Origin of the sequence: Pseudoalteromonas sp. JC3 (assembly GCF_030291895.1) — a bacterium.
Taxonomy (GTDB): domain Bacteria; phylum Pseudomonadota; class Gammaproteobacteria; order Enterobacterales; family Alteromonadaceae; genus Pseudoalteromonas.
This window is the reverse complement of the sequence record NZ_CP127855.1, coordinates 20,911-34,193: the sequence shown is the minus strand read 5'-3', so window position 1 is coordinate 34,193 and position 13,283 is coordinate 20,911. Positions and strand designations below refer to the sequence as shown.

Sequence of the window (13,283 nt, the reverse complement as noted above, 5' to 3'; positions counted from 1 at the left end):
AAAGAAAATTGCGAAAAAACGTTTGTTCGAGCAAAAATGAAGCGAAGCGCTTATTTTTGACACTTTTACTTATCTTTTTGCAGTTTTTTCGTACTAGAGTTTTACAATTCAACACTCTACACTAGTGACACAAGACACGAGAGATGAGTAATCTAGACATGCTTAGAAGTTATAAAGGTAAATCCCCGCGCTTGGCACAAGGCGTTTATATTGATGAATCATCCGTTTTGGTCGGTGATATTGAAATTGGCGAAGACAGCAGCGTTTGGCCATTGGTTGCAGCCAGAGGCGATGTGAACTACATCAAGATAGGGAAACGAACCAATGTTCAAGACGGAAGCGTACTGCATTTAACAAGAAAGAGCGCTTCAGTACCTAACGGTTACCCGCTTATTATTGGTGATGATGTGACTGTTGGCCATAAAGTCATGTTGCATGGTTGCAAACTTGGTAATCGTATTCTCGTAGGTATGGGTGCAATTATTATGGATAACGTCACCGTAGGAGATGACGTTATTATTGGTGGTGGTGCACTTGTCCCGCCTAATAAAAATCTTGAGTCCGGTTTTTTATATGTCGGTAGTCCGGTAAAACAAGCCAGACCCCTCACCGAACAAGAGTTACAATTTTTAAAAGTGTCCGCCCAAAATTACGTGGAACTCAAAGATGAATATTTAGAGGAAAGCTAAACTTATCTCTCCCGCCTCATTAAACGCTTCATCCTCTATTAATTGCTCAGCCTGCATTTCATAATCGAATTGGTGCTGAGCAAAGTGTGCTATTGCAGCTTCCTGCTCAAGCTTGGTTGCAATTTTACAGCGGATCAGCTGACCATTGGCCATCGCCGTAAACGTCAATTCTCCCTGTTGATAACTGATGTCATCATTAAACAGTATTGCTTGGTTCATATTTACCCTCTAATAAGCCTAAATATTTCGGACGTATCAGGTCTCACCCCTCGCCATTGGTAAAACGCTTCTGCGGCCTGCTCAACTAACATACCTATGCCATCAATCAATTGCGTTTGTTGATTATGTTGCGCCACCCAGTCTAAGAAACTTGTTTGCTGGTCGCTGTAGAACATATCGTAGGCAACTACGCAGGATGTAATAACAGTAGGGCTAACATCTGGCACTTGCCCTGTGATGCTCGATGAGGTGGAGTTAATCACAATATCGAAACCAATGTCGGGGGTATTGTTTAAGCCACACCCTGTAACCTCTCCATACGAGGAAAATTGCTCTGCTAGTTGCAATGCCTTTGACTCAGTACGATTGGTCACGACGATCCGTTTTGCTCCGGCCTGGAGGAGCGGATAGATACAGCCTTTGGCGGCGCCACCTGCACCAATCAATAGTACGTTAGCTCCCTCAAGTTTAGTTTGGTGTTTCATGAGATCTCGTACCAGACCTGCACCATCAGTATTATCGCCTGTAATACTGCCATCTTGCTGTTTGATTAGGGTATTGACGGCACCAGCGAGCTTAGCTCGTTCGGTGAGGGTATCTGCAAAGGCAAATGCCTGCTCTTTAAAAGGTAAAGTCACATTCGCACCACAACCACCTTGGGCAAAAAATGTCGATGCAGTTTGAATAAAGGCATCTTCTGGTGCCAAAATAGCCTCGTATTCTAATTGCTGCTGGCATTGCTGTGCGAATTGCGCATGGATTGCCGGCGATTTAGAATGCTTTATCGGATTACCGAATACCGCGTATTTGTCCATCGTTATAAGAGCGCCTTGAAAGAGTCATTATGAAGCAGTTAATTAAACGTATCTTTAATAAAGATGCAACCGTAGAACAAACAAATAGTGCCCCCACGCCAGAAAAAACACCTTATGAAATCATTGGTGGAGAACAAGGTGCCCGCGATCTTGCCAACCGCTTTTACGATATTATGGCAACCGACCCCTATGCAAAGCCGCTTTACGATATGCATCCACAGCCATTAGATAGGATCAGACAGGTATTTTTTGAATTTCTTTCTGGTTGGTTAGGCGGGCCCGATTTATTTGCAGAGAAATATGGTCACCCACGCCTAAGAATGCGCCATATGCCCTTCCCTATCGACCAAGATTTACGGGATCAATGGATGCACTGCATGAATAAAGCATTAGACTTAGAGGTAGGAAATCCATTATTAAGAGAAGGATTAAGGCAGTCCCTCGCTCAGCTTGCGACACATATGATTAATCAGGAATAAAACTAAAGTACTAGTTAATTAAAATTACACGGCTATTTTGCGCTAGGTCAAATCCCGCTCTTGAGTAGAGATGCATAATCACTGTTCTAATTGTGTACAGGTGCGATGCGTGTGAAATCTATTCAACATAAAATTTATGCGTTACTGGCTGTGACGGGCGTGCTCGTCTTGATTGCCAGTATCCTTAGTAGCAGCAGTCAACAAAAGACGCTCGCTGAAGAAACCGTCGAAAGTAATATTAAGCTACTGGCAGATAATTACTTTGACTCTATCAATACTATGATGCTGACCGGCACCATGGCAAACCGTGAAATTCTGAGTGATAAAATTCGCAATCATCCAAATATCGAAGATGCGCATATTATCCGCTCCGAGCAAGTTAATAAGCTTTACGGTCCAGGTAATGCAAATCAAGCACCTAACTCTGAGGCTGAATTTGATGCATTGAACGGGAAAGAAACCTTAGTTATTGAACAGCGCGACGGTAGTCGCATCATGACTTATTTAAAGCCGATGGTGGCCAAAGAAAGCTATAAAGGAACAAATTGCTTGGGTTGTCATCAGGCAAAGGAAGGCGATGTGCTCGGTGTTGTGCGGATCAGCTACTCTTTGGATGATATTGATAATACGGTACACACTAATACATGGTTTAGCACTGCGCTTCTCTCTGCTATCTTTATTACCACCTTTGTGATTTTAGGCGTACTTTTTAGGAAGCTCTTTATAGTACGACTAAAAACGCTAGGCCGAACCATGCGCCTCGCAACGACGAACAAAGACTTATCATTACGAATAGACGACCAAGTCGATGACGAGCTTGGACGCTTGGCGATTAACTTCAATAAAATGATGGATAGCTTTAAAGACAATATTGCGCAGTTATCCAACTCTTCAAAAATACTTATTCACTCAGCAGAATCTATATATGCTTCAGCTGAAACTACCGAGCTGGCCATTCAAGAGCAAAAACAAGGGACGGACTCTGTTGCAGCCGCAATTAATGAGCTTGAAAGCTCTTCAAGTGAAGTAAAAAATACCACCCACTTTGCATCAGAAAAGTCTGATAGCAGCAATCACCTCGCGGAGGAAAGCATGGCTGTTGCTAATCATACTGAGCAAAGTATCAACCAATTAGCACAAGATGTAAGGCAAGCTGCAGAACAAGTTTCTCAGCTTCAAGCACAAACACTAGAAGTGGGTAAAGTACTCGAAGTGATCAGTAGTATCGCGGAGCAAACCAACCTCTTAGCGCTCAATGCAGCAATAGAGGCCGCACGAGCCGGGGAAGCAGGAAGAGGGTTTGCGGTTGTTGCGGACGAAGTCAGAACACTTGCGACACGAACACATGACTCAACCGATGAAATCAAACGCACTATCGATAAACTACAGTCCGAGGCACAGCAAACCGTGGCAGCAATGAGTGCTTCTTGCGAAGAAGCAGATGACCGCGCACATCAGGTCAAGAAAGTGGCACAAGCGCTTAAAGACATCTCGACACAGATGCACGAAATTAATGCCTTAAACCTGCAAATTGCCGATGCCACTGAGCAGCAAAACTTGGCCGCTGAAGAAATCAATCGTAGCGTAGTGGCGATTAGCGATAATGCTGAGCGCTCGCTAGTTGATGCCCATGGCTCAAAACAGATCAGTGAAGAGTTGCTCACCCTTGCGCGCGATTTGGATGAGCAAGTGCGCGGATTTAAATTAAACTAAGTGAATAGCTAAGAGTAAAAAGGAGCCTCGGCTCCTTTTTTACTCTATTACATCGCCAGCCAATTCTTTGGCGTAAGATAATTATAAAGCTCAGCTTCTTTCGATCCTGGCTCTGGCTGGAAGTCATACTCCCAACGTGCCAAAGGTGGCATCGACATTAAAATAGACTCGGTACGTCCACCTGTTTGTAGACCAAACAATGTGCCTCTATCCCATACCAGATTAAATTCAACGTAACGGCCTCGGCGATATAGCTGGAATTGACGCTCTTGTTCGCTATACGGTGTATCTTTGCGTTTTTCAATAATAGGCAGGTAAGCATCAAGGAAGCCATTACCAACAGCTTGCATAAATGCAAAGCTCTTTTCAAAGCCCCATTGGTTTAAGTCATCAAAGAATAAACCACCCACACCTCGAGTCTCATCTCGATGTTTTAAATAGAAATATTCATCACACCACTTTTTGTAGTCACCGTATACCGCGTCACCAAATGGTGCGCACAAATCCTTTGCTACTTGGTGCCAGTGCTTCACATCATCAAGAACTGGATAAAATGGGGTTAAATCAAAACCGCCACCAAACCACCAAATCGGCTCTTCACCTTCTTTCTCAGCAATAAAAAAACGCACATTGGCGTGGCTAGTTGGAATATTGGGATTCTTCGGGTGGATCACTAAAGATACCCCACAGGCATGGAAGCTTCTGCCTGCTAACTCTGGACGGTGTGCCGTCGCAGAGGCTGGCATGGAAGCGCCAAAAACATGTGAATAGTTTACCCCGCCTTGCTCAATAACATCGCCATTACGGATCACGCGAGTGCGACCGCCACCACCTTCAGCACGCTCCCAGGCATCTTCAACAAACTGAGCGTTACCATCGGCAGCCTCTAAGCCTTGGCAGATATTATCTTGTAGTTGTAATAAAAAGGCTTTTACGGTCTCTAGGTTTATTTTACTCATGGTACTTTTTATCCTCGGATCACTTGGCCAGTCATTGCATTTTTGATGACGCTTGGGGTCGTATTACCGCCTAACTCACCTTCAACATAATAGCCAACTTGCGAGCCAAACTGGCTACGAGCTTCCGACAACGAAACAACTGGAGTTTGACCCGTTACATTGGCACTGGTAGATACAATCGGCTTACCAAAACGTTGACACAACTGCTTTACAATGGGATGGCTAGTAACACGAATAGCGATAGTGTCGTGTCCCCCTGTTAACCAATGCGGCGTACTGGCTTTCGCTGGCAATAACCAAGTAATGGCGCCTGGCCATGACGAAAAAATATCAGCGCGCTTATCCATCGGGATTTTATTGTCATCCACGTAGGGCAAACATTGACCATAATTGTCGGCAATTAAGATTAACCCTTTTTCTATGGGTCGAGATTTGATTGTTAGCAACTTAGTGACCGCATCTTGGTTATCAGGATCACAACCTAAACCATAAATGGCTTCCGTTGGATAACAGATCACTTTGCCAGCTTGAAGTGCCGACTCGGGCGTTGTTATTGTCGCAGCATCCGCTTTATTGTCATTACTCACGGTATTTCCACTATCTTTTGACATGATTTCTGCGGGCATTGTAGCACAGCTTTACCCGCTCGGGTTTTCTCCACCAGCACGGGCCAATGACACTCAGGACAAGCCTGCTCTACAGGCTTGGCGTTCAAGGTATACTTACAACTTGGGTAAGTGTCACAGCTATAAAAGTGTTTACCAAACTTATTTTTACGCTGAATTAGGTTGCCTTTTTGGCATTTTGGACACGCAGGCAACGCCGCTGTGGGTGGCGCATCTTCATAACCAATATAGTGGCAATCAGGATACCCAGTACAGCCAATAAACATGCCGTAGCGGCCATTTTTTATCACTAGATCTTTGCCACATTCAGGACAAGCCACATCTTCTAGTACTTTAATTACATGGCTATCATGATGTGCGAGCGGGCGAATATAATCACAAGTCGGGTAGCTAGCGCAGCCAATAAATGGACCATTTTTACTGTTTTTGATTACCAGCTCAGAGCCACATTCTGGGCATACTTCATACTCTTTTTCTAATGCATGTTTGTCTGCATTAAATAATGCATGGTCTATTTTACTCATCGCTTTACCACCGCCCCCTTGTGCAAGTATGCGCCTAATATAATAGCCTCGTTTTTAGGGTCAAGGAAATGATGGAAATTCCCCCTTGCAAGTATTTGATATCAGTGTTTTCAACTAAGCAGGAACATTATTTGAAAGGCGGTAAGCTGAAACCAGAACCTCAACTTACCGAAGGAAACTTGCCATGCTAGAGCAGAGTTAATGAACTACAGATGCAGGCTCGGTAAAAATCAGATCTTCCATCTGCGCATAAGCATGTTCTTTACCCGGCACATTAAATAGCACCATTAGTATCACCCACTTTAAATCATCTAGGCTGATATAGGTTTTATCCAACGCGAATAAGCGATCCATCACCATTTCTCTGGTGGTACTGTCAATCACTCCGACTTGTTCCACAAACATTAAAAAACCACGGCTTTCAACGTCTAGCATATTGCATTCGCTGTCGGTGTAGATCCGCGTTGCATGGTCCGGTTTAGCATTTAAATAGGGGTTTTCGTCACTGTGTTGTAAATCTGCAAGTTGCTCAAGCCAATCAAGCGCTTTGTATATTTCGCCTTGATTAAAGCCGGCGCGAAGGAGTTCATCGGTGAGTTCATTTTGTTCGACAAAGATTTCTGCCTCACTGTGAATATAGTTCTCAAATAAATACATTAAAATATCAAACATCTTCTTAACCCCTCGCGAGTTTTATGTAGCCGTCGAGTACACGCTCTACTTTATCTTCGAGTTCTAGGTCCAATAGTCTGGCAATCACCTGTTCTACTGGCCACTGGGTCCTTTGCGTTAAAGTGTCGACTGACGTCACCTCAAAGCCAAGGTTTTCTAATACGGGACATTGCTCCTCTTTTTGCTCCCCTATTTCTATACTATATAGACTGTTTTCACAAAAAAAGCTCACTTCTTCCAAAATATCCTCAATATTTTCGGTGAGTTTTGCGCCTTGCTTAATCAAGTAATGACAACCGCTACTTAATCGATTTTTAATTGAGCCAGGGATCGCAAATACTTCCTTGTTTTGCTCCAGTGCATAGCGTGCAGTAATCAGCGAGCCACTTTTTACTTCGGCTTCAACCAACAAAACACCCAAAGATAAACCTGAGATTATGCGATTACGCCGCGGAAAGTGATTACTATTTGCTTGAGTATTTGGTAAGAATTCACTCACCACCAAACCATGCTGTACGATGTCTTCATAAAGTCGTTGATGGCGTTTGGGGTAAACAACATCAACACCAGTCCCTAGCACAGCAATGGTTCCTCCTTGAACATCAAGTGCACCTTGGTGCGCTGCGCCATCAATCCCTCTTGCCATACCCGACGTCACCACCAACCCCGAGCGACTTAAGCCCTGTGCAAACTCATGTGCAAGCCCAAGCCCAGTTCTCGTTGAACTACGACTACCGACAACCGCAATTTGTGGTTGTTTTAATAACGCAATGTTCCCTCTGCAAAAGAGCACTAAGGGAGGGTTACAGATCTCTTTTAGTTGCTCGGAGTACTCAGGAGAAAACAAAGATACAACATGAATTTGCTGACATTGACAATAAGCCAATATGTGCTCGATACGAGACCAATCTGTGCTCGCTAAATTGGCAGCAACATTTTCTTGTAGCCCAAGCTGACAAAGCTCAACTTGGCTTAATGTGAATAATTGCGCAAGGGAGACGTGATTAAGTAATGCAGTGATGGTTTTGATACCCAGCCCTTGGCAAAGGGTTAATGCCAAAGCTTGAGCTAGTTTAGCTTGTTTCATACTCTCTCCTTGAGTTTACTGACTCACTCAAGGAGAAATTCTACCACCTAGTTACTGGCAGTTTCCTTGAATGCTTGTACATGATCACCAACGCGGATCGGCTCCGAAGTTTCAACAACCATAGCGTAGCTTAAGTCTTCATACACTTTAAAGACCATCAGCTCACCGACTTTTTCCTTTGGCATATGCCATACCACACTATCGTCATCGTTTTCCTCACCAAACCAAGATCCCATTTCGGTGATCAGTTTGTCAAGTCGTGATGCATCTTCAATATAGCGCGGACCGTGTTGACTTTCTATAACTGTAGGTGATTGCCTTATAATATCAAGGACATGTCCCTCTTTTAGCCGTGCTTTACTACCCACATCTAGTACCACAACACTCATGGTACTAAACTCTCTGAGCTTATTATCGCTCGCAATAATACGGCCCAAAGTTTGCTCCTCAGGACGAGACATAGAAAACTGTGCCGGAAAGCTTTGTCCGGTAGATATGGGTAGTACAATATCCCCAGCTCTAACCTCTTGTTTGGCAACCTCTAACTGTAGCTTTGCCGGACGCCCCGCAGCTAGGTCACCTTGCTCAACCACGTGGCCAGAACCAACTAACACAGCTTCCAAGCCAAGCAATTGTTGGCTATCTATTGCACGATAGATTTCACCGCGACGATAGATGGCATAGTGCCCACCTTTTACTAAATCAGCTTTAACATACAAAAGATGACCCGGAGTCGCATTTTTAATATTTCGATTAGCTCCCAGTACAATTGGGCTATCAGAAAACTCCGACTCAGAAAGTGCTTGCTCGAAACGCAAAAACGGTTCCATGATGGGTAGTGGCAAGGTAGGAATAGCAGCCACTTTTTGGTTAACAATACGTGTATGCGGTGACAGCTTCTTCACACCTTTGTCTAACACCAGTATTGGATTGCCATTTTCATCGTAAAGTAGCTTAAGACTGTCTCCTGGATAAATCAGATCTGGGTTTTGAATACTAGGATTCCACTGCCACAATTGCTTCCACTTCCATGGAGAACGTAGGTACATTTTTGAAATATCCCACAAGGTATCGCCTTTTTTCACCACATAACGCTGTGGTGCATCTGCTTTTACAGCCAAAGTGTCCGCTTTCACAGAGAAAACAGAGCAGCTAGCGAGTATTAATGCAGCAATCGGATATTTCATGATGGCTTCCTTGTGGTTATTTTTGGTTATTATCCACCAAAACCTGTTAAAGGGGAACTTGAATGGCTAAAATAAGACCATACACTAGCTTACACGATAAATTGATTTAGGGTAATCATGGCTATATTAGAAGTTTTAAAGTTTCCAGACGAGCGTTTACGCACTGTTGCACAGCCTGTAGCAGAGGTTAATGACGAAGTACGTCAAATAGTTAAAGACATGCTGGAAACAATGTATGATGAAAATGGTATCGGCCTTGCGGCTACGCAAGTTGATATTCATCAGCGTATCGTCGTTATTGACGTTTCTGAAGAGCGCGATGAGCCACGCGTATTAATCAACCCAGAAATAACCAAACGCGATGGTACTACAGTGAGCGAAGAAGGCTGCTTGTCAGTACCATATTCATACGCAAAAGTAGATCGCGCTGAAACGGTCACGGTAAAGGCAACGAACGAACGTGGTGAAACATATGAGCTGGACGCTGATGGTTTGCTTGCCGTTTGTATTCAACACGAATTAGACCACTTAGTTGGTAAGCTATTTATCGATTACCTATCACCACTTAAACGTGACCGTATTCGTAAGAAGCTTGAAAAAGAAGCTAAGTTCGCTGCAAAGCAAGCTTAACCAATCTCCAACCAACTGATTTTAGGGTATTTCGTGAGTAATCCTTTGCGTATCGTTTTCGCAGGCACGCCTGATTTTGCAGCGCGCCACCTTGACGCACTTATTCAATCACAACATGACGTCGTGGCAGTGTACTGCCCACCCGACCGTCCAGCTGGACGTGGTAAAAAGCTCAAAGCATGTGAAGTAAAAGTATTAGCACAAGAACACAACCTGCCAGTGCTACAACCGCAATCATTAAAAACATCGGACGCACAGGCAGAGCTAGCCGCGCTTGATGCCGATGTCATGATTGTTGTTGCCTACGGAGTATTATTACCAAAAACTATTTTAGATACTCCTCGACTTGGGTGCCTGAATGTTCATGGCTCAATTTTACCACGATGGCGAGGCGCAGCGCCTATTCAGCGTGCTATTTGGGCTGGCGACAATGAAACTGGCGTAACCATCATGCAAATGGATGAGGGCCTAGATACCGGTGATATGTTGCACATCGCCCGCTGCCCTATTACAGCTACTGATACCAGTGCAGATCTCTACAACAAGCTTGCTGAACTTGGCCCTGATGCACTGATCGATACGCTAGCACGCTTATCTGCGGGCGAGATCACGCCAGAAAAGCAAGACGATACGCTAGCGAATTATGCTAAGAAACTAAGCAAAGAAGAAGCCGAGATTGACTGGCAGATGGAAGCCGCGCAAATTGAACGTAACATCCGCGCATTTAATCCATGGCCGGTTTGCTTTACCAATATGGCGGGTAACAGCGTCAAGATTTGGCAAGCGAAGGTAGTTGACGAACAAGGTGATGCAGGACATGTGCTACGTGCGGACAAGCACGGTATTGTAATTGCCTGTGGCACACAGTCATTAGAAATTCACACCTTGCAACCACAAGGTAAAAAGCCCATGTCTGCACAAGACTTTTTGAATGGTCGAGCTGACTGGGTAGCAATTGGTGCTAAGGTTGGTGAAGCGTGAGTAATGTTCGCGCACTTGCCGCCCAAACCCTATTTCAAGTCGTCGATAAAGGCGCATCGTTAAGTGCTCAATTACCACTTGCCACCAGCCAGTTAGACGGTAAAGACAAAGCCTTGCTACAGCAAATTTGCTATGGCGTATTAAGGTACTTGCCTTCGCTTGAACATTATTGCCAGCAATTACTTGAGCAACCACTTAAAGGTAAGCGCCGTGTTTTCCAGTTTTTGCTGTATGTGGGTATTTACCAACTGCAACATATGCGTGTACCAGCTCATGCTGCAGTAGCCGAAACTGTAAACGCACTTACGCCACTAAGAGCGCCCGGCATGAAAGGCTTAGTTAATGCAATTTTACGCAGCTTCCAACGTCATCAGGTCGAATTAGAAACCAGCGCTGCCGAAATCCCAGCTTGTTTATACAACCACCCAGGCTGGTTTATCAATCAACTAAAAGCAGCTTACCCAACTCAATGGCAAGCTATTTTAGAAGCGAACCAACAACAAGCACCAATGTGGCTGCGTGTTAACCAATCGCAATTCTCTACTGCCGATTATGCAGCTCTGCTAGACCAAGAAGGGGTAGCCTATCAGCTTCATAGCGAATACCCTGACGGGATCTTACTTGATAGCCCAATCGACGTTTACGCACTACCACAATTTGCTGCTGGCGCTTGCTCAGTGCAAGACGCCGCTGCCCAAAAAGCCGCGAGATTATTAGCACCACAAGCAGGTGAAAATATCCTTGATGCTTGTGCCGCCCCTGGCGGTAAGACTTGCCATATTTTGGAGTTGGCAGATGCCAAAGTGACTGCAATTGATGCTGATGGTGACCGCTTGCTACGTGTAGAGCAAAACCTTGAGCGGATTGGATTGTCGGCCAAATGCCTTGAGGGCGATGCAAGTGACCCCGAAGCATGGTGGGATGACGAGCAATATGATCGCATCTTATTGGATGTACCTTGCTCTGCAACTGGCGTTATTAGAAGACACCCGGACATCAAATGGCTAAGACGTGCTTCTGATATTGATAACTTGGTGACGTTACAGGCACAAATTATTGATAAAATCTGGCCATTGCTTAAGCCCGGTGGCACACTAGTTTATGCTACCTGCTCGGTACTGCCACAAGAGAACCAGCAACAGATCGCACGCTTTCTTTCTGCGACCCCTGATGCAACGCTTGTACCTTTGCACGATGCAGACACACAAACACAACCAGGCTTGCAGCTATTACCCGGATTGAGTGATGGGTTTTACTACGCAAAGTTGACAAAACAATAATAGAAAATCGACCATAACCAATATGAAAATCATCATCTTAGGCGCCGGCCAAGTCGGCGGGACACTGGCAGAAAACCTCGTCGGTGAAGAAAATGAAATTACCGTTGTCGACATCGATGGCGAGCGCTTAAGAGAGCTGCAAGACAAATACGATCTACAGGGAGTCACTGGCCACAGTGCTCACCCTGAGATCTTACGTCAAGCAGGTGCTGAGGACGCCGACATGATAATCGCCGTAACCAGCTCGGATGAGGTTAATATGGTTGCGTGCCAGGTTGCCTATAGTATTTTCAATACGCCAACCAAAATTGCGCGGATCCGCTCTGAGCAATACTTAAAGTACAAAGAAAAGCTGTTTCACAATGACGACCTACCGGTCGACCATTACATCGCACCGGAGCAGCTAGTAACGCAATATATCCGCAGGCTAATAGATTACCCAGGCGCTTTGCAGGTGTTGCAATTTGCAGAGGGCATGCTGTCACTCGTGGCGGTTAAAGCTTATTACGGCGGTTTACTCGTTGGCTATGCACTTTCTGCATTAAAAGAGCATATTCCAAACGTCGACACCCGCGTTGCCGCTATTTATCGCCAAGGCAAAGCCATCAAGCCACTCGGCACCACCGTAATTGAAGCCGATGATGAAGTCTTCTTTATCGCCGCAACCAAGCATATTCGTGCGGTCATGAACGAGCTACAAAAGCTCGAACGCTCTTACAAGAAAATTATGATTGCCGGTGGCGGTAACATAGGTGCGGGATTGGCAAGTTCATTAGACAAGAACCATAGCGTCAAGCTTATTGAACGCAATCAAGCTCGTGCCACACAACTATCTGAAACGCTTGATAATACAGTAGTTTTTTGTGGCGATGCCTCAGACCAAGAACTGCTATCAGAAGAACATATAGAGCAAGTAGACGTGTTCATCGCGGTGACGAACGACGACGAAGCCAATATTATGGCTGCGATGCTTGCAAAACGTATGGGCGTACAAAAGACCATGGCGCTTATTCAACGTGGTGCCTATGTCGACCTCGTGCAAGGTGGCGACATTGATATTGCCATCTCACCACAGCAAGCGACTATATCAGCGCTACTCACCCATGTTCGTCGTGGAGATATCGTTAACGTTTATTCATTGCGTAAAGGTGCTGCAGAGGCCATTGAAGCTGTAGCACATGGCGATGAAAACACCTCTAAGGTTGTCGGTCGTGCTATTCGCGATATCAAATTACCGCCGGGTGCGACTATCGGTGCCATTGTCCGTGATGAAGATGTACTGATCGCACATGACGATACTATAATTCTCTCTGGCGACCATGTGATCATGTTCCTAATCGATAAAAAGCAAATCGGTGTTGTGGAAAAACTCTTCCAGGTAAGCGCTTTATTCGTTTAATGCCAATTGAGTTAATTCTCCAA

15 protein-coding genes are annotated in these 13,283 nt (G+C 44.9%); 7 read left to right on the top strand and 8 right to left on the bottom strand.

Features of this window, described 5'->3' with window-relative positions; genetic code table 11:
- Positions 1 to 143: 143 nt before the first annotated feature.
- A complete protein-coding gene (locus QSH61_RS00155) occupies positions 144 to 689 on the top strand; it encodes a gamma carbonic anhydrase family protein (protein ID WP_039840733.1) in 546 nt (181 codons plus the stop codon).
- Here the strand turns inward: QSH61_RS00155 and QSH61_RS00150 are convergent.
- Together QSH61_RS00150 and aroE are read right to left on the bottom strand one after the other, a co-directional pair.
- Positions 675 to 908 carry a DUF1488 family protein gene (locus tag QSH61_RS00150; protein WP_102055806.1) on the bottom strand — a complete coding sequence of 78 codons (234 nt, stop codon included), beginning with the start codon at positions 906 to 908 and terminating at the stop codon, positions 675 to 677. The two genes, QSH61_RS00155 and QSH61_RS00150, sit on opposite strands and share 15 nt — an antisense overlap.
- A 2-nt stretch (positions 909 to 910) precedes the next feature.
- A complete protein-coding gene (aroE, locus tag QSH61_RS00145; protein ID WP_174170116.1) occupies positions 911 to 1,723 on the bottom strand; it encodes a shikimate dehydrogenase in 813 nt (270 codons plus the stop codon).
- A 29-nt stretch (positions 1,724 to 1,752) separates the two neighbouring features.
- Between aroE and QSH61_RS00140 the strand changes: the two genes are divergently transcribed.
- Both QSH61_RS00140 and QSH61_RS00135 read left to right on the top strand, forming a co-directional pair.
- Positions 1,753 to 2,202 carry a group II truncated hemoglobin gene (locus QSH61_RS00140; RefSeq protein WP_010379482.1) on the top strand — a complete coding sequence of 150 codons (450 nt, stop codon included), beginning with the start codon at positions 1,753 to 1,755 and terminating at the stop codon, positions 2,200 to 2,202.
- 105 nt (positions 2,203 to 2,307) lie between these two features.
- Positions 2,308 to 3,915, top strand: coding sequence for a methyl-accepting chemotaxis protein (locus QSH61_RS00135; RefSeq protein WP_069021911.1), 1,608 nt, complete (start codon positions 2,308 to 2,310; stop codon positions 3,913 to 3,915).
- Positions 3,916 to 3,962: 47 nt separating this feature from the next.
- On the opposite strand, the gene hemF is transcribed toward QSH61_RS00135, so the two are convergent.
- From hemF to QSH61_RS00105, 6 genes are all read right to left on the bottom strand, one after another.
- Positions 3,963 to 4,874, bottom strand: coding sequence for an oxygen-dependent coproporphyrinogen oxidase (hemF, locus tag QSH61_RS00130; RefSeq protein ID WP_010604183.1), 912 nt, complete (start codon positions 4,872 to 4,874; stop codon positions 3,963 to 3,965).
- A gap of 8 nt (positions 4,875 to 4,882) precedes the next feature.
- Positions 4,883 to 5,461, bottom strand: a complete 579-nt coding sequence (gene tsaC, locus QSH61_RS00125) for an L-threonylcarbamoyladenylate synthase type 1 TsaC (RefSeq protein WP_010604182.1) — start codon at positions 5,459 to 5,461, stop codon at positions 4,883 to 4,885.
- Positions 5,458 to 6,024, bottom strand: coding sequence for a DNA topoisomerase family protein (locus QSH61_RS00120; protein ID WP_174170117.1), 567 nt, complete (start codon positions 6,022 to 6,024; stop codon positions 5,458 to 5,460). The genes tsaC and QSH61_RS00120 overlap by 4 nt, the downstream gene beginning before the upstream one ends.
- A 198-nt stretch (positions 6,025 to 6,222) precedes the next feature.
- The gene (locus tag QSH61_RS00115; RefSeq protein ID WP_010376797.1) at positions 6,223 to 6,696 is read right to left on the bottom strand and encodes a DUF494 family protein; all 474 of its coding nucleotides are present in this window, start codon (positions 6,694 to 6,696) and stop codon (positions 6,223 to 6,225) included.
- A gap of 4 nt (positions 6,697 to 6,700) precedes the next feature.
- Complete coding sequence (gene dprA / locus QSH61_RS00110) at positions 6,701 to 7,783, bottom strand: DNA-processing protein DprA (RefSeq protein WP_102055801.1); 1,083 nt, start codon at positions 7,781 to 7,783, stop codon at positions 6,701 to 6,703.
- Positions 7,784 to 7,830: 47 nt separating this feature from the next.
- Positions 7,831 to 8,970 (bottom strand): LysM peptidoglycan-binding domain-containing protein, encoded by a 1,140-nt coding sequence (locus QSH61_RS00105; protein WP_174170118.1) that lies wholly within the window; start codon positions 8,968 to 8,970, stop codon positions 7,831 to 7,833.
- Between the two features lie 117 nt (positions 8,971 to 9,087).
- Between QSH61_RS00105 and def the strand changes: the two genes are divergently transcribed.
- From def to trkA, 4 genes are read left to right on the top strand one after another with little or no spacing between them, the layout of a single operon-like run.
- The gene (gene def, locus QSH61_RS00100) at positions 9,088 to 9,600 is read left to right on the top strand and encodes a peptide deformylase (protein ID WP_102055799.1); all 513 of its coding nucleotides are present in this window, start codon (positions 9,088 to 9,090) and stop codon (positions 9,598 to 9,600) included.
- Positions 9,601 to 9,633: 33 nt separating this feature from the next.
- A complete protein-coding gene (fmt, locus tag QSH61_RS00095; protein WP_174170119.1) occupies positions 9,634 to 10,581 on the top strand; it encodes a methionyl-tRNA formyltransferase in 948 nt (315 codons plus the stop codon).
- Positions 10,578 to 11,861 carry a 16S rRNA (cytosine(967)-C(5))-methyltransferase RsmB gene (rsmB, locus tag QSH61_RS00090; protein ID WP_206473613.1) on the top strand — a complete coding sequence of 428 codons (1,284 nt, stop codon included), beginning with the start codon at positions 10,578 to 10,580 and terminating at the stop codon, positions 11,859 to 11,861. The genes fmt and rsmB overlap by 4 nt, the downstream gene beginning before the upstream one ends.
- 22 nt (positions 11,862 to 11,883) lie before the next feature.
- Positions 11,884 to 13,260 (top strand): Trk system potassium transporter TrkA, encoded by a 1,377-nt coding sequence (gene trkA / locus QSH61_RS00085; protein WP_010604175.1) that lies wholly within the window; start codon positions 11,884 to 11,886, stop codon positions 13,258 to 13,260.
- Positions 13,261 to 13,283: the final 23 nt, after the last annotated feature.